Annotated in this window: 22 protein-coding genes; 16 read left to right on the forward strand and 6 right to left on the reverse strand. The window is 48.8% G+C overall.

Features of this window, described 5'->3' with window-relative positions:
- The gene (locus DTO96_RS05335) at nucleotides 1-1,974 is read right to left on the reverse strand and encodes a PhoX family protein (RefSeq protein WP_114562548.1); all 1,974 of its coding nucleotides are present in this window, start codon (nucleotides 1,972-1,974) and stop codon (nucleotides 1-3) included.
- 214 nt (nucleotides 1,975-2,188) lie between these two features.
- Here DTO96_RS05335 and DTO96_RS05340 point away from each other — a divergent pair, with 214 nt between their 5' ends.
- The 5 genes from DTO96_RS05340 (at nucleotide 2,189) to panD (ending at nucleotide 7,386) form a co-directional block, all read left to right on the forward strand.
- On the forward strand, nucleotides 2,189-2,671 hold the full coding sequence (locus tag DTO96_RS05340; RefSeq protein ID WP_114562549.1) for a methylglyoxal synthase: 483 nt from the start codon (nucleotides 2,189-2,191) through the stop codon (nucleotides 2,669-2,671).
- A 155-nt stretch (nucleotides 2,672-2,826) separates the two neighbouring features.
- The gene (locus tag DTO96_RS05350; protein WP_114562551.1) at nucleotides 2,827-3,273 is read left to right on the forward strand and encodes an RrF2 family transcriptional regulator; all 447 of its coding nucleotides are present in this window, start codon (nucleotides 2,827-2,829) and stop codon (nucleotides 3,271-3,273) included.
- 104 nt (nucleotides 3,274-3,377) lie between these two features.
- Nucleotides 3,378-4,583 (forward strand): NO-inducible flavohemoprotein, encoded by a 1,206-nt coding sequence (gene hmpA, locus DTO96_RS05355; protein ID WP_114562552.1) that lies wholly within the window; start codon nucleotides 3,378-3,380, stop codon nucleotides 4,581-4,583.
- A gap of 199 nt (nucleotides 4,584-4,782) precedes the next feature.
- Entirely contained in the window at nucleotides 4,783-6,849 is a 2,067-nt protein-coding gene (locus DTO96_RS05360; protein WP_114563934.1) for a M3 family metallopeptidase, read from the forward strand.
- 159 nt (nucleotides 6,850-7,008) lie between these two features.
- On the forward strand, nucleotides 7,009-7,386 hold the full coding sequence (panD, locus tag DTO96_RS05365) for an aspartate 1-decarboxylase (RefSeq protein WP_373277819.1): 378 nt from the start codon (nucleotides 7,009-7,011) through the stop codon (nucleotides 7,384-7,386).
- A gap of 93 nt (nucleotides 7,387-7,479) precedes the next feature.
- Here panD and DTO96_RS05370 read toward each other — a convergent pair whose 3' ends face one another.
- From DTO96_RS05370 to argA, 3 genes are all read right to left on the reverse strand, one after another.
- Nucleotides 7,480-8,010, reverse strand: a complete 531-nt coding sequence (locus tag DTO96_RS05370; protein WP_114562554.1) for a C40 family peptidase — start codon at nucleotides 8,008-8,010, stop codon at nucleotides 7,480-7,482.
- Nucleotides 8,011-8,249: 239 nt separating this feature from the next.
- Complete coding sequence (locus DTO96_RS05375) at nucleotides 8,250-8,519, reverse strand: oxidative damage protection protein (protein ID WP_114563935.1); 270 nt, start codon at nucleotides 8,517-8,519, stop codon at nucleotides 8,250-8,252.
- A 122-nt stretch (nucleotides 8,520-8,641) separates the two neighbouring features.
- Nucleotides 8,642-9,979 carry an amino-acid N-acetyltransferase gene (gene argA / locus DTO96_RS05380; RefSeq protein ID WP_114562555.1) on the reverse strand — a complete coding sequence of 446 codons (1,338 nt, stop codon included), beginning with the start codon at nucleotides 9,977-9,979 and terminating at the stop codon, nucleotides 8,642-8,644.
- Nucleotides 9,980-10,286: 307 nt separating this feature from the next.
- Here argA and DTO96_RS05385 point away from each other — a divergent pair, with 307 nt between their 5' ends.
- The 9 genes from DTO96_RS05385 to DTO96_RS05425 all read left to right on the forward strand — a co-directional run bounded on the left by DTO96_RS05385 (nucleotide 10,287) and on the right by DTO96_RS05425 (nucleotide 18,943).
- Complete coding sequence (locus DTO96_RS05385; RefSeq protein WP_157964333.1) at nucleotides 10,287-11,207, forward strand: alpha/beta hydrolase; 921 nt, start codon at nucleotides 10,287-10,289, stop codon at nucleotides 11,205-11,207.
- Between the two features lie 232 nt (nucleotides 11,208-11,439).
- Nucleotides 11,440-12,594 (forward strand): ATP phosphoribosyltransferase regulatory subunit, encoded by a 1,155-nt coding sequence (locus DTO96_RS05390; RefSeq protein WP_114562557.1) that lies wholly within the window; start codon nucleotides 11,440-11,442, stop codon nucleotides 12,592-12,594.
- Between the two features lie 156 nt (nucleotides 12,595-12,750).
- Nucleotides 12,751-14,061 (forward strand): adenylosuccinate synthase, encoded by a 1,311-nt coding sequence (locus DTO96_RS05395; protein WP_114562558.1) that lies wholly within the window; start codon nucleotides 12,751-12,753, stop codon nucleotides 14,059-14,061.
- 357 nt (nucleotides 14,062-14,418) lie between these two features.
- Nucleotides 14,419-14,964 carry a phosphoribosyltransferase gene (locus tag DTO96_RS05400; protein WP_114562559.1) on the forward strand — a complete coding sequence of 182 codons (546 nt, stop codon included), beginning with the start codon at nucleotides 14,419-14,421 and terminating at the stop codon, nucleotides 14,962-14,964.
- A 13-nt stretch (nucleotides 14,965-14,977) separates the two neighbouring features.
- Nucleotides 14,978-15,178, forward strand: coding sequence for a DUF2788 domain-containing protein (locus DTO96_RS05405; protein ID WP_114562560.1), 201 nt, complete (start codon nucleotides 14,978-14,980; stop codon nucleotides 15,176-15,178).
- A gap of 194 nt (nucleotides 15,179-15,372) precedes the next feature.
- Nucleotides 15,373-16,788, forward strand: a complete 1,416-nt coding sequence (locus DTO96_RS05410; protein ID WP_373277821.1) for a circularly permuted type 2 ATP-grasp protein — start codon at nucleotides 15,373-15,375, stop codon at nucleotides 16,786-16,788.
- A gap of 107 nt (nucleotides 16,789-16,895) precedes the next feature.
- Nucleotides 16,896-17,078, forward strand: a complete 183-nt coding sequence (locus tag DTO96_RS05415; protein ID WP_114562561.1) for a DUF1330 domain-containing protein — start codon at nucleotides 16,896-16,898, stop codon at nucleotides 17,076-17,078.
- Between the two features lie 21 nt (nucleotides 17,079-17,099).
- Complete coding sequence (locus DTO96_RS05420; RefSeq protein WP_114562562.1) at nucleotides 17,100-18,071, forward strand: alpha-E domain-containing protein; 972 nt, start codon at nucleotides 17,100-17,102, stop codon at nucleotides 18,069-18,071.
- Nucleotides 18,072-18,133: 62 nt separating this feature from the next.
- Nucleotides 18,134-18,943: a transglutaminase family protein gene (locus DTO96_RS05425; RefSeq protein WP_192879020.1), complete on the forward strand. Its 810-nt coding sequence runs from the start codon at nucleotides 18,134-18,136 to the stop codon at nucleotides 18,941-18,943.
- Between the two features lie 78 nt (nucleotides 18,944-19,021).
- On the opposite strand, the gene DTO96_RS05430 is transcribed toward DTO96_RS05425, so the two are convergent.
- Together DTO96_RS05430 and DTO96_RS05435 are read right to left on the reverse strand one after the other, a co-directional pair.
- Complete coding sequence (locus DTO96_RS05430; RefSeq protein ID WP_114563937.1) at nucleotides 19,022-20,191, reverse strand: ammonium transporter; 1,170 nt, start codon at nucleotides 20,189-20,191, stop codon at nucleotides 19,022-19,024.
- 331 nt (nucleotides 20,192-20,522) lie between these two features.
- Complete coding sequence (locus DTO96_RS05435; protein ID WP_157964335.1) at nucleotides 20,523-22,958, reverse strand: LPS-assembly protein LptD; 2,436 nt, start codon at nucleotides 22,956-22,958, stop codon at nucleotides 20,523-20,525.
- A gap of 287 nt (nucleotides 22,959-23,245) precedes the next feature.
- On the opposite strand from DTO96_RS05435, the gene DTO96_RS05440 reads away from it, so the two are divergent.
- Both DTO96_RS05440 and murU read left to right on the forward strand, forming a co-directional pair.
- Nucleotides 23,246-24,295, forward strand: coding sequence for an aminoglycoside phosphotransferase family protein (locus DTO96_RS05440; RefSeq protein WP_114562565.1), 1,050 nt, complete (start codon nucleotides 23,246-23,248; stop codon nucleotides 24,293-24,295).
- Nucleotides 24,296-24,306: 11 nt separating this feature from the next.
- Nucleotides 24,307-25,014 carry an N-acetylmuramate alpha-1-phosphate uridylyltransferase MurU gene (murU, locus tag DTO96_RS05445; protein ID WP_225972570.1) on the forward strand — a complete coding sequence of 236 codons (708 nt, stop codon included), beginning with the start codon at nucleotides 24,307-24,309 and terminating at the stop codon, nucleotides 25,012-25,014.
- Nucleotides 25,015-25,049 lie beyond the last annotated feature (35 nt).

Below are 25,049 nucleotides of genomic sequence, written 5' to 3' on the forward strand. Positions count from 1 at the left end.
TTATAGCTTTAAGCTGGTGGCATCGCCCGTCAAATAGCCCACCGCCGCGCCAAAGCGGTCTTTGTAGTTGGCTCTGATCAGTGGGTCGAGGATGTCTTTGACCTTGTCATGCAAAGGTGATTCCCAATCGCCTGCGTGTTGGAAATTGCTCATGATGTAAGTCCAGCCATTGATTTCATCGACTGCGTGCAGACCCGTGGATTCCGCACCTGCGGGCACAGACAGAATGCGTGACAGGGATTTAGTGTCCACGTTGTAAGCCCAGAGGAAGTTGTTCACGTGGTTGCCGCTGTCTTCACCAATGAACAATGTGCGCATGGTTTCTGAGAACTTCAGGTTGTCAGGGTTGCCAATTTTGTCAGGGTTGGCGGTGTTGCCCAGTGTGTCTGCCACAATGTCTTCCCCCACAAGCAAAGCTTTGGTGAGTGCAGGCACCCATTCGCTGTTGATCATTTGACCCGTGCTGTCTTTTTGGCGACCCATCATTTTGTGCATCATGATGCCACCCGATTTGATTGGTTTTTCAAGGGTCATGCCGCTTTGAGCATTCCAGCCTTTGCCATTGACGACCATGGCGTCTTGCATGTAGGACAGTGCTGAGTATGCCGTTTTGTCTTTGATATTGACCGTTGTGCCTTCCATTTTTGTGAAGCCCATGCTGCCACCAACGAGGTAAGCGTAGCGGTGGGTTTCAAGGAATGCGGCGGCTTTGTCCATGCCTGGTTTGAGCTTGATCCAGTTGGCTTTGCCACTGATGAATATTTTGGTGAACGTGCTGTCATTTGGATCGGTGAGGACGACGTCCATGATGTCGGTGGGTTTGAGTGTGTCGGCCATGTGTTTGACTTCCTCACTGGTGGCGTGACCGAGTTTGATCCATGTGAGTTTTGCTGCTGCGCCGCTGGGGTCCACATTGAAGCCCGCACCGATTTTTGCAACATATAAGGTGCCTGAAGACAGGTTCTTTGCATTGTCCGCAACAAACATGAACATGCCGCTGTTGGTTGCATCGTCGCCCATGAGGGCGGTGCGGTTATCGGGCATCATTTGAATGAGCTCGTGGGAAATGCGTCCCATGCAATGGTGTTTTTTCACGCTGCCTGTGCCGTCGGGGTGAACCGTTACTTCAGGCATGTGGCCATAGTGGTAGGGGTTGGCGTGTTTTTCATCACCATATAAATTTTTGCTGAAGGCTTTGAATTGTTTGCTGGCTTTTGATTCGGGTTCGAGGATGAGGCCAAATGCATCGGGTTCGTATTCTTCGCTGGATAAGTGGGTGTTCCAAGGCGATAAACTGGCACCGCAAGTGATCCACAGGCCATCAACTTTTGACATGTCGACGTTTGAGTAGCTGACAAAATCAAGTTTGCCGGTGTCTGGATTTTGGTCGAGGGTGAGCACGGCAATGGGCGAGGGCAACATGCCATAAGTGCTTGCACCTGATTGGTCGCGTGTGGCGTATTCAAATTGAACCACTGCGAACACAGGGTTGCCTTTGACACCAGCAACTTTGGCATTTTTTAATGTGAGTAAAGAGGTGCCATCTGGGCAGTCAGAGAACGATTGGCGTTCTTTGCCCGCAACTGAGCGGTCAATAATGGGTTGGTTATTGATGTCAAAATAACCGCCCGCGAGAATGTGTCCCCCCGTGGTTGCATTCACCATGTCACCTGTGGTGAAAAAGGTGTGGTAGGCGAGCTGATACGTTTGTGTTGTGCCATCGTTTAATTTGACATTGAACGCTGAACCCACTGTGGTGGTCGCCATCGCTGCGGGATTGGCGAGAGAAGGGGCTGGCATGCTGGTGAAATACGATGACACATAGCGTGCATTCGTACTGACTGTTTTTGCGGCGGCATTGCCGCTGAGTCCCATTAAAAAAGATCCAGAGGTCAATGTGCCCAATGGCAACAAAGGCGCACCACCCAATAATTTTAACAATGTGCGGCGCGAAGGTTGGGCAAGTTCAGACATGTGATTCTCTCCAGAAGGCGGTGTGAAGTTGAGGCATAATGGGGCATCAAAAAGCCCGATAACAGGTGGATTGTATCGACTGTATGTGACACCCCTGTGACATTTTCATGAAAGTCGCATGGCGCATGAATCCACATGCGGGCGGCTTTCAAATTTTGTTAAAATATTTTTTCACCGACATCAACACACGGTTGTACAAAAAAATAGGATCCGCATGAGCACCCATTTACAGATGAATGCACAGAAGAACATTGCCCTCGTCGCACATGATCATAAAAAACAAGATCTAATTGAGTGGTGCGAGAAGCACTACGATGCACTCAAACCCCACCGTTTTTTCGGCACGGGGACAACGGGGCAACTCATCGAAAACGCACTGGGGTTCAGTGTTCATCGTTTTCAAAGTGGGCCTTTGGGTGGGGATCAACAAATTGGCGCAAAAATTGTTGAAAATGAAATTGATGTGCTCATCTTTTTTTGGGATCCGTTGGAACCGATGTCACACGATCCAGACATCAAAGCTTTACTGCGCCTTGCTGTGCTGTGGAACATCCCCACGGCAAGCAACATCACCACGGCTGATTTTTTGATTACCAGTCCTTTGTTTATCAGTGAATATGTGCGTGTTTTACCTGACTTTACAGATTATCGCAATCGTTTGACGGCTTCACACAATGCGGTGATTGCTTCAAAATAAACTTTTAAAAAATGGTTACAGTGGGGCATTAAAGCACAAAGCAGCAGGTTTCTGCGCGAATCCCCATGTTGTTTTCAATGCATGGATGTCCTGTGCGGGTGAGTTATATGTTTCATTTAATTTGAAACAATTTAAAATTGTGTTACACTTCAATCATGCAACTGACTAAATTTACCGATCTGGGTTTACGGGTGTTGATGTATTTGTCTCAAAATCGCAGCACACAAACGATCATGATGAGCGAAATATCCGAAGCCCTGAATGTGAAGCACAGCCATTTAATCAAAGTGGTGACGTTTCTCAATAAACAAGCTTGGATACAGACCGTGCGTGGACCGGGTGGTGGGATGCGCCTTGTGGTTGAGCCCAGTCAATTGTTAATGGGGGATGTGTTGCGTGTTTTAGAAGGCAGCAGCACATTGGTTGATTGTGCCAAACCCACATGCCCTTTGTCTGGGTTGTGTGGGTTGAAAAATGTGTTGGATGAGGGGTTGGAAGCCTTTTATCAACACATGAACACACACACACTACAAGATGTCTTGTCACCGCAGACGGTTCAAGTGATTTCGGTTTTACATCATCGCTACGCAAAAGCGATGTGATCGCGGTGTGATGCTTTGCATCATTTTTTTTGACCTAATTGTTTCATTTAAAATGAATCAATTTAATTTGTCCTTTAACATTTCTTAAGATCGGAGGCGTAACCATGATTTCTAACCAAGCACGACCCTATATTGAAGCCAGTGTCCCTGTGTTGCAAGCGCACGGCTTGGCGATTACCCAAGTTTTTTACAATAACATGCTGTCGGCTCATCCCAATTTGCGTCATTTGTTCAATGAGGGCAATCAAGCGAGTGGCATTCAGCAGCAAGCATTGGCGGCGGCAGTGTTCGCATACGCGGCCAACATTGATAACCCCGATGCATTGGCACCCGTGGTCAGCCGCATTGTGCATAAACACGCTTCTTTGGGCATCACCAAAGCACATTACCCAATTGTGGGCGAACATCTGATTGGTGCGATAGCGGAGGTGCTGGGTGAAGCGGCTACGCCTGAATTATTGGCGGCATGGGTTGAGGCTTATGGCGCATTGGCGGATGTGTTGATTCAAGAAGAGGATCGCTTATATGGTGAGAAGCAAATCCTTGCAGGCGACATGATGCGTGTCGTGGTTGCCAAACGGGTACAAGACAGTGATGAGGTCGTTTCTTTCTATTTGGAAAAAGAAGGGGGCGGATCACCAGGCGAATTTTTACCTGGACAATACATCAGTGTCAAAGTTTTTTTGATGGCGCTGGGTTTGTCTCAAATGCGTCAATACAGTTTATCTGATTCCCCTGAGAAAGATTATTGGCGAATCAGTGTGAAAAGTGAGCGGGGTGATTCGGTCAGCCCAGATGGCATGGTGTCAAATTGGCTGCACAGCCACCTTGAGCCTGGCGACATCTTGGACATCAGTCCTGCTTATGGGGACTTTACGCCCGATTGTGCATCGAATGACGCGATTGTGTTGTTGTCAGCGGGGGTGGGTATCACGCCGATGTTGAGTGCTTTGCATTCGATTGCACACATTCAGCCACAGCGTCAGGTTGTGTTTGCACACGCGGCATTGCATGCCGATCGACATGTGCATGAAAATGAGGTGAGTGAGTTGGTGAAAGGCATGCCGAATGCGCTGGTGCATTATTTTTATGATGAGTTTGATGCCGAAGGGGATTCTTCATATGCGGTGCAAGGCCCCATGACTGTGGCCTCGTTTTGGGATTTATCATTGGCTGAGGCTCAGGTGTACATGTGTGGTCCAAAAGGGTTCATGTTGATGGTGCGCAATCAACTGATGGACATGGATGTGCCTTTGACCTCAATACACCGCGAAATCTTTGGGCCCGACCTCTTGGAAGGCTTGATGTAACCAGAAGTGCCGTGTCCGCACAGCGCTCAAGTTGGCCACGCACACTCAAGCCATGAGTGAGGTAATGCTGAGCAATACGGAGACAACACAAACCCGCCCGTATCATGTGGTGGGTTTTCTTTATCCTTTTTCCATCAAGTACTTTACGCCAACAACGCGTTATAATGCGGTATCTTTATATTCAGAGAAACGCATTGCCATGACTTTATCAAACCCTTTACTTGATTTAACTGATTTGCCACGTTGGCATGACATCACGCCTGCACATGTCAATGAGGCTGTTACTGCCGTTCTAAGTGATGCCCACGCCACATTGGCTCAAGTAGAAGCCATCGCGCCTTCAGATGCCACGTGGGACAACTGCATGATGCCGTTGAATGATGTGATGGAGCGGTTGTCGCGGGTGTGGGGTGTGGTCAGCCATTGTCATCATGTCATCGACACGCCAGAATGGCGCGAGGCCTATAATGCCCAACTTGAGGCTGTGACTGAGTTTGGCACCGTGCTCGGCCAAAGTGATAAATTGCTTGCGCAGCAGCAAGCATTTACCCAAAGCCCACGTTGGGAAGCATTGACGCCCACACGTCAACACATTGTCACCAATGCCTTGCGTGATTTTAAATTGTCAGGTGCCTTGCTGAATGATGTAGATAAAACAGAGTTCGCCCAGTTGCGCGCAAAAGAGGCTGCACTGCAAGCAAAATTCTCAGAGAACTTGCTGGATGCAACCAATGCATACGCTTACTTTGCCGATGATGTTGAAGTCATGGGCATTCCAGTTGAAGCGCAAGCCTCGATGAAGGCGGCAGCACAAAAAGATGGCAAAGAAGGTTATAAAATCACCTTGCAATTCCCATCGTATTTCCCCGTGATGCAATATGCAGAAGACCGTGCACTGCGCGAAAAAATCTATCGTGCAAATGTGACGCGAGCAAGCGAGTTGGGCGATGCGACGTTGGACAACAGTCAAATCATGGCTGATATTTTGAGTACGCGTCAGCGCATGGCGGTTTTATTGGGTTATGCACATTATGCTGAAGTCTCTTTAGCGACCAAAATGGCCGATTCGGTGCGCCAAGTGACCGACTTTTTATATGATTTGGCCTACAAGGCGCAAGCTTCGGCAAACGAAGACATGGTGGCTTTGCGCTTGTTCGCGGCGGAGCATTTGGCGCTCAGTGATTTGGAGGCGTGGGACATCACCTACGCCAGTGAAAAATTGCGCGAGGTGCGTTATGCTTTTTCTGAACAAGAAGTGAAAGATTATTTCCCTTTGACCAACGTGCTGAACGGTTTGTTTCATGTGGTTGAGCAGTTGTTTGGTGTGCGCTTCGTGAAGAAAAACGTCCAAGTGTGGCATGCCGATGTGCAATTTTTTGAGCTCAAAAATCAAGCAGATCAAGTCATCGGTGGTGTTTATTTGGATCCGTTTGCACGTGAAGGCAAGAACGCAGGCGCTTGGATGGATGAGGTGCGTGCCCGTCGTGTGTTGGATCCGCAGGGTGCTTCATTGCAGACCCCGATTGCACACATGGTGACCAATTTTACGCCACCATTTGAGGGGCAAAATTCAACATTGACGCATGATGACATCATCACCTTGTTTCACGAAACGGGACATGCCTTGCATCACCTGTTGACGCAAGTGGATGATTTGGAGGTGGCCGGCATTCGTGGCGTGGAGTGGGATGCGGTTGAGTTACCGAGTCAATTCATGGAAAATTTCTGCTGGGATTTCGATGTGTTGAGTCGCATGAGCGCACACATTGATACGGGCGCAAGTTTGCCGCATGAGCTGTTCGATAAAATGCTCGCCGCAAAAAATTTCCAATCGGGATTGCAGATGTTGCGCCAAGTGGAATTTTCATTGTATGACATGAAACTGCACGAACAATTCACCGCCGATGCACCGCAGTTGATCAATGGTTTGATGGATGCCATTCGGGAAGAGATTGCCGTGGTTAAACCCCCTGCATTCAATCGCTTTCAACACAGTTTCAGCCACATCTTTGCGGGCGGTTACAGTGCGGGGTATTACAGTTACAAATGGGCAGAAGTATTGTCCGCCGATGTATTTTCAGCATTTGAAGCGGCTCAAGCTGAAGATGCGCCGTTGCTTAACAGCACGCTGGGTCAAACGTATTGGCAGAGCATCCTCGCTGTGGGTGGTTCCCGCCCTGCGATGGACTCATTTAAGGCGTTCATGGCGCGTGAGCCCAATGTCGATGCATTGCTGCGTCACAGTGGTTTGAGCGTTTCGGCTTGATTTTTTTATCGGCAATCACAAGTGAAACCCAGCGTTGTGCTTGTTTAAAATGAGAAGGATTTTGAGCGGGGAAACCGTAAAAAAATCTAGGGAAACCCAATATAAACCCGAAAAAGCATCGGGTTGTTCGCGAATTTCACCATAACACAATAGGAACCCATGATGAATGTAGACATGCTGTACGCCAAAATTCACCGCGCCACGGTCACTGGTGCGGAGTTGAATTATGAAGGCTCCATTTCAATTTCACCGACTTTACTGGCTGCAACAGAACTGTTGATCAATCAAAAAGTTGATATTTACAATTGCAACAATGGCGCGCGTTTTTCGACGTACGTCATTGAAGGTAAAGAGCAGGAAATTTGTTTGAACGGTGCGGCTGCACGTCATGTGCAGGCGGGAGATAAAGTCATCATCGTGTCATATGCCAGCATGGATGTGAACGCTGCGAAAACACACCGCCCCAAAGTGGTGTTTGTTCATGACGATAACAGCATCAAGGATTTACATGTCGAAAAACATTCGACTGTGGCATGATGAGGTTCGTTGAGTGATCTTGATTGACCCGACATAAAGAAAACCCCAGCGCATCGCTGGGGTTTTCTTTATGGAGATGTGTAGCCGTTAGGGTTACATGCCCAATGGCGCATTTGAGCCGAAAGCATTGGCTCGACTGCTGGATGCGCTCACACGACGGGCACCATTGAATCGAGCACTCCAATAAGAGTTGTTCATGCTGTCAAAGCGCACAGATGCGCCTGTATGAGGGGAGTGAATGAAGGTGTTGTTACCCACGTAAATACCCACATGTGATGCGGCAAAACCACGGGTGTTGAAAAAGACCAAATCGCCAGGACGCATGTCTGATTGACTGGCCACGCGTTCGCCCACTTGACTTTGGGCCGCAGCCACGCGCGGCAATGTCACGCCCACCGCATTTTGGAACACGTATTGTACATAACCACTGCAATCCAGACCCGTGGTGGGCGAAGTGCCGCCAAATCGGTATTTGACCCCAACCAAATCCATGGCACGGCCAATCAATCGTTCAGAAAAAGAGTCATCTGCAAAAGCAGCCACGCTGCCAAAAGTCAATGATGCACCTGTGGCCAATGTCACGATGGCGCGTAGGGTGCGTTTTAAGTTTAATTTAAAAAACATTTAAATCCTATTTAATTCAAACAGTTATTTCATTTGTGAACCGTCTCAAGTTCATGAGTCACTGTATTGGGCATTAGGAAAAGGGTCGTTATTAGTATAGGTAACCTTTATGCACGTTTTTAAAACCAATGCGCATTGTACCTGTGACTTGAAGTGGTGTCAAATAAGGGCTTGATTTATAAGGAAGTTGGGGCTTGCATAAACAAACGGATGCCATCGGCATCCGTTATTGAGTGGGCTTAAGCTGTTGGAATGTAACCCGATGCGGCATCAGCACCATCGCCAAAGAAAAAAGCTTCTGCTTGTTTTAGCAGGTATTGGCGTGCACGTGGATCCAGCATGGAGAGGCGGTTTTCGTTGATGAGCATGGTTTGGTGGTTGAGCCATTGAGACCAGCCTTCTTTTGATACGTTTTCAAAAATGCGTTGACCGAGTGCACCAGGAATGGGGGCGAAATCTAAACCTTCGGCTTCTTTGCCGAGGCGAATGCATTGAACTGTGCGTGACATAAGTGATCCTGTTTGAAATGTAAAATTTTGGTTGTGGTGTTGAAAAATTAAGGTGTAACGGTGGTGATGGGCTGATTGCTCAATGCTGATCCACGTGTTGATCACGTGGTGATCAACAGATGTCACCCAATTTTCTTGATGAAAATTTGAGATTTGCGTTGCCAATTGTACATGCGTTTTTTATCTGAAGGCAAATCATCCACATTGCCTGCAACGAAGCCATGTTTCAAAAACCAGTGTGAAGCGCGCGTGGTGAGGACAAACAATTGAGTGACGCCTTGCTTGCGCGCGCGTTTTTCCATGTGTGCCAAAATACGCTCACCCAAGCCCATGCCTTTCATTTCTGGGTCAATCGAAAAACAGGCCATTTCAGCCATTTTTTCTTCAGGGAATGGGTACAGGGCAGCGCAACCAAGAATCATGTTGTCATGTTCGACCACACTGAAGAAAGGCAGTTCGGATTCCAGCTTTTCTCGGCCACGGGCGACGAGGGTGCCGTCTTGTTCCAGCGGTGTGATCAATTGTAAAATCCCACCAAGGTCATCAAACGCCGCTTCACGCAGTGTTTCCAGAAGGTTTTTGGTGATCATTGTGCCCACACCATCGTGTTGGAACAGTTCCAGCAAAAGTGCGCCATCGGTGTCAACTGGGACGATGTGTGCGCGAGGAACACCACTTTGCACGGCCACCCACGATGCGGTGAGGCACAGCCGTAAAAATTGACCCAGAGGCATTTGTTCCGCCATGGCGCGGGCTTGTTCAACGTCAATTTCAGCAATCGCGTTGTTGTCTTCATCGATCAAATTTTCATGAGACAACAGAATCAATTTGTCCGCGTGTAATTGGCTGGCCACGGCTGCGGCAACTTCGGGGGTGGACAAGTTGAAGACTTCGCCTGTGGGGGAGAATCCCAAAGGTGACAAGAGCACCACTTGACCTTGTGCCAATTGATTGTGAATCGCATCGCGATTGACTTTGCGCACCACACCCGCATGCAGGTAATCCACACCGTTGAGCACACCGACAGGTTTGGCGGTGAGGAAATTACCCGACACCACGTTGATTGATGAGCCTGACATGGGTGTATTGGGCAAGCCTTGGCTGAACACCGCTTCAATGGACAGGCGCAATGCGCCGCAGGCTTCTTTGACCGCTTCGAGGGTTTCCACATTGGTGATTCGCACGCCATTGATGAAGTCACTCGGAATGCCTCGCAAGCTGAGTTGCTTTTCAATTTGAGGGCGCGCCCCGTGAATCAGCACAATCCGCATGCCCATTGCCTTGAGTAAACTGACGTCAAACACCAAATCTTCAAGACGCCCTTGTTCGATCAATTCCCCACCAAACGCAATGACAAAAGTCTTGTCACGGAATGCGTGGACATAGGGCGCTACATCGCGCAACCATTGGACAAACAAGGCTGGGTTGTCAATCAAAGACGGCGTGGTTTCTGTAGTCATGAGCGTCAATAAAATGTAGGGGTTAAAGAACGCGAATTGTACCGCAAAAAAACAATGGAGGCTGTTTCGAATGCGACGATGACTGACGATGGTGTGAGATGAAGGGATTGGATGGGTTCATGAGGGGCTGTGTTGCATTAAAATATTGATTTAATATTGGTTTAAATGATGTGTTTCTGATGTATTTCAATGTATTGTTTGGTGTGGTAATGCAAGGAGAGGATGGAGGGTAATCGACACCCTCTCTTCTATCTTCCCTAGGGTGTTGTTCTTTGAGCAATCGGTTGACATGACAATGAGAGTGCGTATGGACACAGTGAATGCGGTATCGAGCGATTTTAAAGTGAGAGATGGCACCCGTTTGACATTGACACATTTTGTTTGGGATGAGGCAGTTTGTAAAGCCGATGGTGAGGCAGAACGGGGTGATGTGCTGCCACCATTGTTGTTGGTGCACGGCTATGGCGAACACATGGGACGGTATGCGGAGTGTGTGGTGACTTTACAACGAATGGGTTTCGATGTGTGGGGATATGACGCGCGTGGGCATGGGTTGTCTGATGGCGATCGAGGGGTGATGCACCGTGATGATGCATTCATAGATGATTTTGTAGAGCTGTTTGAGTGGGTGAAGCGGGTCACAGGGCGAGCGCCTGTTGTCATTGGTCACAGCATGGGCGGTTTGGTGGTGGCACTGGCGGTGACGCAGAAACATGTTAAGCCAGCGGCATTGGTGCTGTCATCGCCTGCCTTGCGCGTGCACATGGGGTTGTTTCAAAAAGCACTCTTGAAGGTGGGGTTGTGCTTGTTTCCAGATCGGGCTTTGACACCGCCAGCCGTCAATCCAATTTATTTGTCACATGATGCAAAGGTGGTGTTGCAGTATCAAACCGACCCGTTGGTGCATCGAAGAATCAGCCCACGCATGGCAAAATTCATCTGCACGAGCGGTGATCAGGTGCGGGCTCATGTTGAAGCGTTTGACATGCCGACTTTGCTGATGTACGCAGGCAGTGACCATGTGGTGGACGCATCTGGCAGCGATGCATTGGCCACACTTTTGAAAGCTCAGCATGCAAACCGAGGGGCACCAATCGACGCCCGTGCGCTCACGATCCATTGTTATCGCAACGCCTACCATGAAATTTTTAATGAAAGCGAGCCCGAACGCACACGAATATTGGCTGATTTAACAGGATGGTTGACGAATTTGATTAAAAAAACGTGAATTTATGATCGAATTCGCGTAGAATGATTGGGAAAAGCACGGGCTGGTTGGAATCCAATTGAATGCCCGCACAACACGCCTTTTCAAGGCGTGTTTTTTATTGCTTCAAGATAACGTGATTGTGTTCAAACAACTGAGTTTATCGGCTTGTGTGTGATGGATGAGGGTCATTTTGAGGCATGCAGCCAAGCCCATTGCTCAATGGGTGCACCGTTTGCAATGAAAGATTTTGATGAAAAAAAATGCTTGGGTTTTGCCCGATCAAGTCGCCGATGTGTTGCCGCGCCAAGCGCGCACACTTGAAGTTTTACGTCGCGGGTTGTTGGACGTGTATCGCCGTCATGGTTACGAGTTGGTGATGCCACCACTGGTCGAGTATACCGATGCTTTGTTGGACGATGCCGATGATGATTTGGATCTGCGCACGGTGAAGTGGGCGGATGCGGCGACAGGGAAAACTTTGGCGATTCGTGCAGACATGACCCCACAAGTGGCACGAATTGATGCACATCTGTTGAATCGCTCAGGCGTGACGCGCTTGTGTTATTTTGGCAGTGTGTTTCATGCGCGCGCATCTGGGTTGTTGACTTCTCGGGAGCCAATGCACATTGGTGCTGAGTTGTATGGTCATCAAGGTTTAGAAGCCGATGCTGAAATTCAATCGTTGCTGTTGGCTTCTTTGCGTTTTTGCCAGTTGCCTGGCTTGCGTTTGGATGTGTCTCATGCCCAGATTGTTCGGGCTTTATTGGCTCGTGCACCGCATTTGCTGGACAATCAAGAGGCCGTGTATGTGGCTTTACAAGCCAAAGACACGGCGGCTTTGAAGGAATTGACCGATGGCTGCGATGATGAAATTTGCACCGCTTTATTGGCTTTGGTTGATTTGTACGGTGGGGTTGAGGTGCTGGAACGTGCGCGCGTCACTTTACCAAGTTACCCTGAAATCACAGCCGCGTTGAATGAACTGCAAGCTTTGTCGACATTAGATAACAGTGAATCAGTACAGTTTGATTTGGCTGATTTGACGGGTTATGATTACCATACGGGTGTGATGTTCACCGCTTATTGCACGGGCATGCCGAATGCGATTGCGCGTGGTGGACGTTACGATCACATTGGACAGCGCTTTGGTCGCGCTCGCCCTGCAACTGGTTTTTCTCTGGATTTGCGGGAAATTACTGAATTATTGCCTTGTGCGCCTGCAGGCAAGGCAATCAGTGCGCCATGGACGATGGATGCGGCTTTGCGCGCTGCTGTGACTGAGTTGCGTGCGGCAGGTGAAGTGGTGATTCAAGTGAGCGAGCATCAAGTGCATGAAGAGGATGCCTTTGTTTGTGACCGTGAGTTGGTGCTGGATGCAGGGCAGTGGGTGGTTCGGGTGCGTTAAGCGGCGAGGCATTAGGTTGGGTGAGTGTCCATCGCATCGTGCATGGATGGTTAGAATGATTTTTTTGGTTGTATGCAAATTTTTTGAGGCTTTGCCGCATCAAGTTTCTAATCAAACCAAAAAAAGTGGAGTTTACTTTTTTTAAGGTTTTTCATTATGTTAGCAGCGCAACAACAAGGCAATGTCGTTGTCATTGGTACCCAGTGGGGTGATGAGGGCAAAGGTAAGATCATCGATTGGTTGAGTGAAACCACGCAAGGTGTTGTGCGTTTCCAAGGCGGTCACAATGCAGGTCATACCTTGATCATCAATGGTCAAAAAACAGTATTGCGTTTGATTCCATCAGGCATCATGCACGATGGCTTGCCTTGCTTTATCGGCAATGGCGTTGTGTTGTCCCCCGAAGCTTTGTTTAAAGAAATTGGTGAGCTCGAAGCCGCAGGCGTGAAGGTGTGCAACCGCTTGTTTATTTCGGATGCTTGCACATTGATTTTGCCATATCACATTGCCTTGGATCAGGCGCGTGAAGCGAAAAAGGGTGACGCGAAAATTGGCACCACAGGTCGTGGCATTGGTCCTGCTTATGAAGACAAAGTGGCGCGCCGTGCGTTGCGCGTACAAGACTTGTTCAATCCAACGGTCTTTGCCGCCAAGCTCAAAGAAACTTTGGAATACCATAACTTTGTATTGACTCAATTTTTGGGCGCGGAAGCGGTCGATTTTCAAAAAACTTTGGATGACGCATTGGCTTTCGCTGACCGTTTGAAGCCGATGGTGACAGATGTGTCTGCTCAATTGTTTGACATTCAGCAGGCTGGTGGCCGTTTGCTGTTTGAAGGCGCGCAAGGCACTTTGCTTGATGTTGATCATGGCACGTATCCTTTTGTGACCAGCAGCAATTGTGTTGCGGGTGCAGCGGCGGCGGGTGCGGGTGTAGGGCCCAGTAAATTGTCTTATGTGTTGGGCATCACCAAAGCGTACTGCACCCGTGTGGGTTCTGGGCCGTTCCCGACTGAGTTGTACAATGCAGAAGGCATGAACGATGCCAGTGGCAAGCACATGGCCGAAGTCGGTAAAGAGTTTGGTTCTGTGACGGGGCGTGCGCGTCGTTGTGGTTGGTTTGATGCGGCCGCATTGCGCCGTTCGATTCAAATCAATGGCGTATCGGGTTTGTCCATGATGAAGCTGGATGTGCTTGATGGTTTGGCAGAAGTGAAATTGTGCGTTGGCTATTCGATTGATGGTGTGACATATGATTTGTTACCACGTGGTGCAGATGATGTGGCACGTTGCGAACCCATCTATGAAACATTTGAAGGTTGGACGGAGTCTACTTTTGGTGTGACCACTTGGGATGGTTTACCAGCCAATGCGCAGAAATATTTGCGTCGCATTGAAGAAGTGTGTGGCGTGCGCATTGACATCGTGTCGACGGGTCCTGATCGCGTTCACACCATCATGATGTAATTGTAATTGTAATGGTGTTCGGTGTGTTTTGAAACGCAGCCACACTTTGAGGCACATCCATAGCAAGTCAAAAAACCCCAACTGCATGTTGGGGTTTTTTAGTAAAATAATATTCTTTACAACCATGAGGGAACTTCATAAATAATCCAATGCGTGGTTTGTGGGTTTATTTTGTTTTTCCTGGGTTTTGTACGAGGTTGGCTTTGGCCGCTTCGCATCGCTTGTGAGCAAGGGATGTTGTACGCAAGACGGTATGGTTTTTTTATCGAAACGGCACTGGTTTTCCCGTTCAAAATATCTAATTTTAATGATCGCAAGGCAGGATTTTGCTTTGTGATTACCTTTATAGAGGGCAGCATGCAAAAAACAACTGAAACTGACTTGTACGTGGATTGGCAAGGTTACCATCGCATGATCGAGCGATTGGCTTTACAAGTCTATGAATCCAAATGGGATTTTGATGTTGTCTTGTGTTTGGCACGTGGTGGATTGGTGGCTGGCAATGTTCTGTGCCGTATTTTTGATAAACCTTTGGCGGTGTTATCAACCAGTTCATACCGTGAGTCGGTTGGCATGAAGCAAGGTGCGTTGGATATTTCTAAAAACATCACGATGACCCAAGGTGAATTGGCAGGGCGTGTGTTGTTGGTGGATGATTTGATTGATACAGGGGTCACATTGGCTGAGGTGAAAGAACATTTGAGCACTCACTACCCAGCCATCACCGGTGTGCGTTCGGCTGTCTTGTGGCGCAAAGGTTGGGCGAAACAAGAACCTGATTATTGCGTGGATTTGCTTGACAACAGCCCGTGGATTCATCAGCCTTTTGAGGCATACGATGCTTTACAGCCTCACATGCTCAGCGCATGGTTGAAAAAAGATGCGGCTCAATCGGAACAGTAAATAAGGATAGGTCATGACTGAAGCACAATTTTCAGAGTGGGGGTTTTATGTTGGTGTGGGTGGTTTGTGCGCTTTGATGGTTTTTATCGTGTTTAAACTGGCGCGTGACAGCAAAGCGGGTCGATTTGGGACAATGATTCTGTTGTTGGGTTTGGTATTGGGGGTGTTTGGTTTCTTATTAAAAGGCATTCTGTCCCTAATCCTTGATAAATAAAGACGTAAAATCGAAATAAAATAAGCCATGCATGATGCATGGCTTTGTTTTTGCACCAAAATCGTGCGTTTTTGGCTTTACTTGTATGGAGCGCATCGTGCATAATGGATTTATAGTATTTTTTATGAATAGAATACTTTTATTTTAATGCTCAGCACCTAGACTCACCTTTTTTATTATAACAAAGGATGCCCATGACGATGCCCAACCACTTTTACGATGAAATGAATGCCGATGCGGGGGTCCGCGAGCACTATCAGGCGATGGAGGCTTGGCTTAAAGCACAAACGCCTGAGCATTTGGCAGATAAGCGCAAGCAGGCGGATTTGATGTTTCATAAACTTGGCATCACGTTTGCGGTGTATGGTGAGGAGTCAGGCGCCGAGCGTTTGATCCCATTTGACATCATCCCACGTGTTTTCCCCAAAACGGAATGGCAGCAGCTTGAAAAAGGCCTGCGTCAACGCGTGTTGGCGTTGAACATGTTTTTACAAGATGTGTATCACGATCAACGCATTTTGAAAGAAGGGCTGATTCCTGCGGAGCGAATTTTGGGCAATGCGCAGTACCGTCCCGAAATGCAAGGTGTGGATGTGGCGCGGCAGATTTATTCGCACATTTCAGGGGTCGACATTGTACGCGCGGGTGCAGGTGAGTTTTATGTGCTTGAGGATAATTTGCGCGTGCCATCGGGTGTGTCGTACATGCTTGAAGACCGAAAAATGATGATGCGCCTGTTTCCAGAGCTGTTTTCAAAATACAAAGTCGCACCTGTCGCACATTATCCAGACCTCTTGCTCGATACTTTACGCAGTGTCGCGCCCAGTGGTATTGACGATCCAACTGTCGTCGTGATGACCCCTGGTGCTTACAACAGTGCGTATTTTGAGCACGCTTTTCTTGCGCAGCAAATGGGTGTGGAGTTGGTTGAAGGCAAGGACATGTTTGTCGACGATTTGCACGTTTACATGCGCACCACGCGCGGGCCGAAACGGGTTGATGTGATCTATCGTCGGGTCGATGATGATTTTCTTGATCCCCTCGCTTTTCGTCATGATTCTGCTTTGGGCGTGCCTGGTTTGCTCAACTGTTACCGCGCGGGTCATGTGACCATGACCAACGCGATTGGCACGGGTGTTGCCGATGACAAATCGATTTATCCTTTTGTACCTGACATGATCAAGTTTTATTTGTCAGAAGAGCCCATTTTAAATAATGTGCCAACCTATCAATGCCGCAAGCCCGATGAGTTGAGCTATGTGTTGGCCAATATGGATAAACTCGTGGTTAAATTGACGCACGGCGCGGGGGGGTATGGCATGTTGGTGGGGCCAGCGTCAACCAAAGCTGAAGTCGATGAGTTCCGTGAAATCGTGAAATCCAAGCCAGAGCAATACATTGCTCAGCCGACATTGGCTTTATCGACGTGTCCGACCTTTGTTGACAGCGGCATTGCGCCGCGCCACATTGATTTGCGCCCATTTGTGTTGTCAGGTAAAGAAGTGCAGCTTGCACCTGGTGGTTTGACGCGTGTGGCTTTGAAAGAAGGTTCATTGGTGGTGAACAGCTCACAAGGTGGCGGGACGAAAGACACTTGGGTATTGGAGTGATCATGTCCACCTATTATATTGCTTCACACATCATCAAAGACGCAGGGAAATTTGAGCAATATCGACTGGCCGCAGCGAAAACCATTGCTGATTTTGGTGGATGATACATCTCAAAAGCAGGTCCGCATCAAGTGTTATTTGGTGACTGGCAGCCTGAACGGGTCGTCATTATTGAGTTTGAAGACATGCAGGCTTTTCATCATTGGTATGACTCATCTGACTATCAAGCATTGATTGAATTGCGGAAAAGTGCCGCGATTGATTCGATGATGGTGGTGGATGGCGTATAAAATTTAAAACGAGGGGACACTATGTTACTCAGCCGAACCGCCGATCACCTTTATTGGCATGCACGTTACATCGAACGTGCAGAAAACACCGCACGCATGTTGGGTGTGAACTATGAAACCTTGCTCATGCCACATGCGCCGCAGCAGGCGATTGAATTGTGGAGTGCCATGCTCGGGTTGTCCGAGCTGGAGCCGTTGTTTAAAGAATTGTATGGCGAAATCACCACGCCAAATGTCATGCGCTTCCTCATCACCGATCAACGCAATCCGGCATCCATCATCTCTTGCCTGTGGGCTGCGCGTGAAAATGCGCGTGCTGTGCGCGGAACGTTGACTTCTGAAATGTGGGAAACGGTCAACACCATGTGGTTGGAAACACGCGAATGGATTTCAACCGATAAAGCCTACACAGAAGCACCTGAATACTTGGAATGGGTGAAAAATCAGTCACATCTGATTCGTGGTGTGGCGGTCGGTACGATGCTGAAAGATGAGTCTTTCAACTTCATGCGCATGGGCACTTTTATTGAACGTGCGGACAACACGGCGCGTTTGCTTGATCTGAAGTTTTTTGAACGTTCGGAGCGCAATGCAGATGAATTGGGCATGGATCAAACCGATGATTTTTATCATTGGGCATCGTTGTTGCGTTCAGTGTCGGCGTTTGAGGTCTATCGCAAAACCTACCACGATGTGATTACGCCTGAGCGTGTGGCAGAGCTGTTGATTTTCCGCAAGGAAATGCCGCGTTCGTTGGCCGCCTGCATCCATGATTTGGTCAAAAATTTGAAGTACGTGCGCAATGATTACTCAGCAGAAACAGAACGTCTGGCAGGGAAAATGCTTGCAGACCTTGAATATGGACGCATTCAAGATGTGCTTTCGGGTGGAATTCATGCCTATTTGACCGAGTTTTTAGAAAAAGCTTACAATCTAGGTAATCAAATCAGTCACGAATTTTTGGTGCCTTTGAATTCGACGCGTGCAGCTTAATGGGTGAATCAATGTGGTTGCTTTGATTGATGATAAACAAGCTGACTTTTTGAATGGATCCTATGCGCTTTGAAATTATTCACCGCACCCGCTACGATTACGACGATCCAGTATCGTACTTAATTCAACTGCTGCGGGTCACCCCGCGCAGTGGGGCTGGGCAAAATGTGGTGAACTGGAGTATTGCCGCGCCAACGCGTTTACAGCAACAGATTGATGCTTTCGGTAACCGTACCCACATCATGACGATCACGCAGCCCATCCAACATTTGGAGGTGTCGGTACAAGGCGTGGTTGAAATTGCTGAAGATGCCAGCAGCCACCGATTTAAGGCCGATGGCTTGTCCCCATTGGTGTACACCCAAGCCACCCGTTACACGCAGGCCGATGTTGCATTGACTGAACTGGCGAACGAGTTGTTGAATTTTGGCAAACCGACTGAAAATGATTTATTTAATTTGATGAACGGAATTTACAGTGGCATCCAATATGTCACGGGCTCGACCAACGTGTCGACCACTGCATCTGAATCCTTTGCACAGGGCATGGGGGTGTGTCAGGATCATGCACATGCATTCATTGCTTGCTGCCATGCAGTGGGTGTGCCCGCGCGTTATGTGAGTGGTTATTTGAACACGGGTGATGTGGGGCACGTTGCCAGCCATGCTTGGGTGGACGTTTACACGCCCAATCATGATTGGCTGAGTTTGGACATCACCCACCAATGTGTCACGGATGGTCGCCACTGCCGTTTGGCGATTGGCCGCGATTATGATTCTGCAGCGCCTGTGCGGGGCAGCCGGTTTGGTGGTGGCATGGAGCGTTTGGATGCGCATGTGTTTGTGTCGGCGCAGTATGATGTACAGCAATAATAATCAATGAGGCTTTTTTTCTCATGAATGTAAAAATCCCCAGCAGATGCTGGGGATTTTTCGTGTGGGGCGATGCCTTTAATCATCTGCAGTGGCGCTGATTTTGTGAATGCTTAAATCAGCCCCCATAAACTCATCCTCTGCATTCAATCGGATGCCGATGGTGCGTTTCAAGGCATAATACACCAGCGTACTGCCAGCGACGGCGATGGAGATGCCCATCAATGTACCGATCAGTTGTGCCCAAAAACTCACTCCACCCAGACCGCCGAGTGCTGTTTGTCCAAAAATACCTGCGGCAATGCCGCCCCATGCGCCACATAAGCCATGCAATGGCCACACGCCCAACACATCGTCAATTTTCCAGCGGTTTTGCGTGATGATGAACATGTGGACAAACAGCGCACCCGCAATTGCACCAACCAGCAATGCTGCAATCGGGTGCATCAGATTTGAACCTGCACACACAGCGACTAAACCTGCCAAAGGGCCATTGTGAATGAAGCCAGGGTCATTTTTACCAATGATTAAAGCGGCCAATGTACCACCCACCATGGCCATCAATGAGTTGACCGCGACCAAGCCTGAGATGCCTGCGATGCTTTGTGCACTCATGACATTGAAGCCAAACCAACCCACTGTGAGTACCCAAGCACCTAAAGCGAGGAACGGAATGTTTGATGGAGGGTGCGCGGCCATGCGTCCATCTTTGGTGTAACGACCACGGCGTGCACCGAGAAACAGCACGGCCACCAGTCCCATCCAGCCGCCAACTGCATGCACCACGACCGAGCCTGCAAAGTCTTTGAATTCCTCACCAAACATGGCTTTGAACCATGCTTGTACGCCGAAATTACTATGCCAAACAATGCCTTCAAAAATTGGATAAATCAAACCGATCAATAAGGCGGTGGCCATCAATTGGGGGGCAAAGCGTGCACGTTCAGCGATTCCACCCGAAATAATCGCTGGAATCGCAGCAGCAAAAGTCAGTAAGAAGAAAAATTTGACCAGTTCGACACCATTGTTTTGGGTCAATGATTCGGCACTGCCAAAGAAATGAATGCCGTATGATATGCCGTAGCCAACAAAAAAATATGCCAAGGTGGACACCGAAAAATCCACCAATATTTTAACCAAGGCATTGACTTGATTTTTCTTGCGCACAGTGCCCAGCTCTAAAAAGGCAAAACCTGCGTGCATCGCCAACACCATGACGGCACCCAGCAACAAAAACAACACATCCATGCTGGTTTGTAACTGTAAAAACTGACTGATGCTTGCAGCACCATCTTGTTTATTCACGTTTGTTCTCCAAATGTTGAATGGCAATGCACGTCGATTGAGTCAATGCTTCTTTTGAGTGCAAAAAATGAATGGTACTACCGATTTTGGTGCGTGAATTTGTCCAAATTGGTTCAATTGTTGATTTTTTTGGTGCGATTGATTGAAAATGGTGCAAATTGAAGTAAAGCCCTTTGTTTTTTGCACCAGAAGGTTTTGTTTACATTGATTTTTGCATCAAATTGATGCAAAAAAGCACACGCATGGGGCGTGTGCTTTTTTTTGGATGTGCCATTTATCGATCGTTCAGCTTGTTCTTGATGGGGGTTTCGGGTTCAGCATCCACAAATTTGACGACTTCATAGCCTGCAATGCCATCGGTCAACGTGGAAGCGGGGTTGTCATTTTGCAGTGAACCTAACCCTTTGAGTTCCAGTTGAAAGTAGATTGAGTTATTGGCGGTATTGGTGCTGTCGGAAATGGTGCGTTCGCCCACCAAACGAAAGACCCAGCAGTCTTTGGCATATTCGATGCCGACCAAAGCATCAGACACGCGGGTGTTTTTGAGGTCATAGTTAATGCGTGCCACACCGTACAGTGACTTAGATATTTTCGTCAAAGGCCACTGGGTTGAGACATACACGCTGCGGGTTGGTGTGGTTGATACACTGTTTTTATGGAATCCGACATTGATGACTTTTTTGGGTGCAGGTTGCCAGCGTACGGTCAAATCGGTTCTTAATAATTTACTGCTGTCGAAATTATATTGAGCAAAGGCGTCTACCCAAAAATGGGGGGCAATTTGACCCGATGCAGACAGCAAAAGATCCGATTTGCGTGTGGTGTCCACTGTGCCACCAGGCAGGGTCACACGCTGTTCAGTAAAGTAATGTCGTTGTGCCGCTGTGACTTGGAACAGTTGCTCGCCTGTGTCTTGAGCCAGCCAACGGCTGGTCACGCCGAGTGTGGCTTGATTGGCTTGGGAAATGCGGTCACGACCCGTGAACAGATTTTCACCATAAATATGTGACAAATCAAAATCAGCCAGAGCGGAATCAAAATTCCAGATGCGACTTTGGTCCTTATAAGGCACATACAAATAATATAAACGCGGTTCGAGCGTTTGAATGGCAGGGCGACCCAGCCATGAACTGTTGCTGCGCTCAAATACCAAACCTGAGTCCACACTGGCGATGGGTAACACCCGTGTTGCGCTCGCATCGTATCCACTGGCGACACGTGATAAATCATATTTTGTGGCATACACACCGATTTTTGGGGTGATGAAACCGGCCGCGCGGCGATATTCATAACGCACGCTGGGGTAAGCCACATGACGCCAACCTTCGGCGTAGTTGGTGTTTGGGTGAGTGAAATGTGTGCTTTCAACATCCGTGTTGGCGATCCAATTGCCCCAACGCTTCGTGCCTGTGATGGTGAGCTGTGGTTCAAAGTCATAAGGCACCGTGACGCTGTTGGTGCTGTCTTGTAACGTCTGGTTGGTTTTTTCGCGGATGCGTGCTGTCCAATTGTCCTTGCTGTATTGAGCGGCATATTCGCTGGTTAAGATGCGATTGGAGGCGTTGGTGTTTTTGGTTGGGATGTCATCGAGGTAGGATTTATCCGATGCGCGTTGTGCATCCATCCAAGCCGACCATGTGCCGCCGCCCAAGTCACCAGATACGAGGTGCTGTGCTCGCCAGTAAAAACGGCTGCGATCTGCGGTGCTGTCGTAGGGCAAATAATTGCCTGACAACATGCCTGTGCCGTATTGGCGGGTCATGTAGCGGTATTCGCCTCCCAGTTTAACGCCACGTTTGGTGGTCACACCGGGATACACCGTCAAATCATAATTGGGGGCGAGGTTGAAATAGTAGGGGATGGTCAAATCCACACCCGATGTGCTGGAAATGCCCATCGTTGGAGACAAAAAGCCAGAGCGTCGGCGGTTACCCAAGGGGAATTGCATGTAAGGCGTGGCCAAAATGGGTAAGTTCTTAAACACCAACACAGCACTCGTCCCTTGACCAAGGTCATTGTCTTGGTCAATCATCAATGTTTTACTTTTCAAATACCAATCTGGATCTTCGGCACGGCAGGTCGTGTAGTAAGCATCTTGCATCAGTGCACGGCGACTGGACAGCAGAGACAATGATTCTGCTTTACCTCGACCCTCCGTGGCACTGATGGCATAGGTGGCTTGCGTTGCTTCGGCTTTTTGAGTGGATAAATTGTAATGAATGACGGTGCCCGTGACTTCATCGCCCGCGGTGTTACGCAACACCGCATGGCCCGTTGACGTGACTTGCTCGCTCGAGTAGTCGTAATTCACCACATCGCCTTGCATGCGCATGTCGTTGCGTGCAATGCAGGCTTTGCCTTTCAAAATGATGTTGTCATTGACCTGACCTGTTAATGTGTTGGCATCGGCGATGGTGTTGTCTTTGGGGTATTTTTTAACGGTGGCTGTGCTGAGTTCATCGCAATACGGCAAAGGGTTGCTTGGACTGTGTGGCAAGATCACCTTGGCTTTGGCATCCTTGGCAAGGGTGTCACTGAGGGCGACCGCACGTGCGGTGCCGATGGCTGAAGGCACAGGGTCTTGTTTCGCTGTTTCGATGCTGACCTGCGCGTGCGCATTGATTGAAGCTGCAGTGAGCAACGCCATGGCCATGCGCACGTGTTGGGTCAAAGGCTTAATCAATAGCGACGGGTGGATTTTTTTCAGCATAACGGTCATCAGCAATAATCATCAATGGTCAGTCATCGTCTGCAAAAACCGGCGGTCGGTCAGGACGTGACAGTAAGTACAAGAACGGATGCAATGGGTGCATGGAATCAGGTAAAATGCAGCGATTTGATGGCGCAAAGTGAGCCGATCGAAAGTGCAAAACAGTTGCAATTGTACCCGATAAAATTCGCTGAGGCGGCGCAACCGTACAATGGATGTGTGTTTGCCCACTGATCACTTCGCCATTGCTTATTCATTTTTTCTACAGAATCGAACGTGAGCCCAATATGAGCACTATATTACCCAACGATGACCGCACCGCAGCCCTCGCACAATGGTTGACCACGCTACCTGCCGAATTGGGCATCCACCACGCCAGCTTGTCTGTGGCCTCTGCCGATGCCAGTTTTCGCCGCTATTTCCGCATTGAAAGCAGCAACGCAGCACACCCCACACTCATCATCATGGACGCGCCACCCTCACACGAAGACTGTCAGCCCTTTATCCACGTGGCTGAATTGTTTGGTCGCAGCGGCGTGCATGTGACCAAAATCCTTGAGCAAAACTTGGAGCAAGGGTTTTTGTTGCTCACCGATTTGGGCAATCACACCTATTTGTCGGTGCTTGAACACGACCTGAGCCAAGCCGATGCACTGTATCGCGATGCCTTGACGGCTTTGACTAAACTGCAAGTCGCCAGCACACCCGATGAATTGCCCCTGTACGACCGTGAACGCTTGCTCAATGAAATGATGTTGTTCCCACAATGGTATCTTGGTGTGCACAAAAATTTCACCTTAACGGACGCGCAAACCGCCCAACTCACGCACGTTTTCAGCACACTGCTTGACAACAACCTCGCACAAACGCAAGTGTGGGTGCATCGTGATTACCACAGCCGCAACTTAATGGTGATTGACGACAACAACCCTGGTATTTTGGATTTTCAAGACGCGGTGTATGGCCCGATCACTTATGACCTCGTGTCTTTGCTGCGTGACGCATACATTGAATGGCCTGAGGCGCAACAAATTGACTGGCTCGTGCGTTACTGGGAGCAAGCACGAAAAGCAGGTTTGAATGTGCCAGCAGCATTCGATGAATTTTACAAAGACTTTGAATACATGGGATTGCAACGCCACCTCAAAGTGCTTGGGATCTTCGCCCGCTTGTTCCACCGAGATGGTAAATCAGGCTATTTGAAAGACCTGCCTTTGGTCTTGAAGTACACCCGTCAAGTGGCTGCACGCTACCGTGATTTTGCACCGTTGTTGCATATTTTAGATGCCGTTGCAGAAGAAGCGGCCGATACGACCCAAGTCGGTTACACATTCTAAAAGGTCAAATAATGATTCAAGTCGCCATGATTTTTGCCGCAGGGCGCGGCGAACGGATGCGTCCGTTGACCGATGTCAAGCCTAAACCGTTGCTCGAAGTCGCGGGCAAACCGCTGATAGTTTGGCAAATTGAAGCCATTGCCGCAGCAGGCATCACCGACATCATCATCAACCACGCGTGGCTCGGCGAGCAAATCCCCGCTGCGCTCGGTGACGGTGCGCAATTTGGCGTGCGCTTGCATTACTCCGCTGAAGGCAACGCGCTCGAAACCGCAGGCGGCATTGCCAAAGCCATGCCACAGCTTAAAGCACACAGCGACAGCCCCATTTTTCTCGCGGTGAGTGGTGACATTTACACCGATTACAACTACGCCAGCCTGCACGCCAAAGCCGCCGAACTTGCCCGAGCCGAACAACCGCACATGCACCTCGTCATGGTCGACAACCCCGCTTTTCATGCCAAAGGCGATTTTGTGTTGAATGGCGGACGGTTGTTTGGATTGGATGCCGAACAAGGTCAAGCCCTGACTTTTGGCAACATTGGCTTGTACGACATGCACCAGTTTGATCAACTGCCTGTCGGTGAAAAAATTCCGATGAGTCCGTATTATCGTCAGTCCATTGCGGACGGTGTGGCCAGCGGTGAGTATTTTGGGGGCGTTTGGGAAAATGTGGGGACTGCGGCGCAGTTGGAAGCACTCAATCTAAGTTTTGCTTGAGTGCATCTTTCGCTCTCACAAGAAAAATCTTCTAA

The organism is Ephemeroptericola cinctiostellae (assembly GCF_003339525.1).
Classification (GTDB): Bacteria; Pseudomonadota; Gammaproteobacteria; order Burkholderiales; family Burkholderiaceae; genus Hydromonas; species Hydromonas cinctiostellae.

Excerpts from the sequence above, each read along its gene's own strand:
- DTO96_RS05335 (WP_114562548.1), bottom strand. The coding sequence starts at position 1,974 with ATGTCTGAACTTGCCCAACCTTCGCGCCGCACATTGTTAAAATTATTG.
- DTO96_RS05340 (WP_114562549.1), top strand. The coding sequence starts at position 2,189 with ATGAGCACCCATTTACAGATGAATGCACAGAAGAACATTGCCCTCGTC.
- DTO96_RS05350 (WP_114562551.1), top strand. The coding sequence starts at position 2,827 with ATGCAACTGACTAAATTTACCGATCTGGGTTTACGGGTGTTGATGTAT.
- hmpA (WP_114562552.1), top strand. The coding sequence starts at position 3,378 with ATGATTTCTAACCAAGCACGACCCTATATTGAAGCCAGTGTCCCTGTG.
- DTO96_RS05360 (WP_114563934.1), top strand. The coding sequence starts at position 4,783 with ATGACTTTATCAAACCCTTTACTTGATTTAACTGATTTGCCACGTTGG.
- panD (WP_373277819.1), top strand. The coding sequence starts at position 7,009 with ATGATGAATGTAGACATGCTGTACGCCAAAATTCACCGCGCCACGGTC.
- DTO96_RS05370 (WP_114562554.1), bottom strand. The coding sequence starts at position 8,010 with ATGTTTTTTAAATTAAACTTAAAACGCACCCTACGCGCCATCGTGACA.
- DTO96_RS05375 (WP_114563935.1), bottom strand. The coding sequence starts at position 8,519 with ATGTCACGCACAGTTCAATGCATTCGCCTCGGCAAAGAAGCCGAAGGT.
- argA (WP_114562555.1), bottom strand. The coding sequence starts at position 9,979 with ATGACTACAGAAACCACGCCGTCTTTGATTGACAACCCAGCCTTGTTT.
- DTO96_RS05385 (WP_157964333.1), top strand. The coding sequence starts at position 10,287 with ATGGACACAGTGAATGCGGTATCGAGCGATTTTAAAGTGAGAGATGGC.
- DTO96_RS05390 (WP_114562557.1), top strand. The coding sequence starts at position 11,440 with ATGAAAAAAAATGCTTGGGTTTTGCCCGATCAAGTCGCCGATGTGTTG.
- DTO96_RS05395 (WP_114562558.1), top strand. The coding sequence starts at position 12,751 with ATGTTAGCAGCGCAACAACAAGGCAATGTCGTTGTCATTGGTACCCAG.
- DTO96_RS05400 (WP_114562559.1), top strand. The coding sequence starts at position 14,419 with ATGCAAAAAACAACTGAAACTGACTTGTACGTGGATTGGCAAGGTTAC.
- DTO96_RS05405 (WP_114562560.1), top strand. The coding sequence starts at position 14,978 with ATGACTGAAGCACAATTTTCAGAGTGGGGGTTTTATGTTGGTGTGGGT.
- DTO96_RS05410 (WP_373277821.1), top strand. The coding sequence starts at position 15,373 with ATGACGATGCCCAACCACTTTTACGATGAAATGAATGCCGATGCGGGG.
- DTO96_RS05420 (WP_114562562.1), top strand. The coding sequence starts at position 17,100 with ATGTTACTCAGCCGAACCGCCGATCACCTTTATTGGCATGCACGTTAC.
- DTO96_RS05425 (WP_192879020.1), top strand. The coding sequence starts at position 18,134 with ATGCGCTTTGAAATTATTCACCGCACCCGCTACGATTACGACGATCCA.
- DTO96_RS05430 (WP_114563937.1), bottom strand. The coding sequence starts at position 20,191 with ATGGATGTGTTGTTTTTGTTGCTGGGTGCCGTCATGGTGTTGGCGATG.
- DTO96_RS05435 (WP_157964335.1), bottom strand. The coding sequence starts at position 22,958 with ATGCTGAAAAAAATCCACCCGTCGCTATTGATTAAGCCTTTGACCCAA.
- DTO96_RS05440 (WP_114562565.1), top strand. The coding sequence starts at position 23,246 with ATGAGCACTATATTACCCAACGATGACCGCACCGCAGCCCTCGCACAA.
- murU (WP_225972570.1), top strand. The coding sequence starts at position 24,307 with ATGATTCAAGTCGCCATGATTTTTGCCGCAGGGCGCGGCGAACGGATG.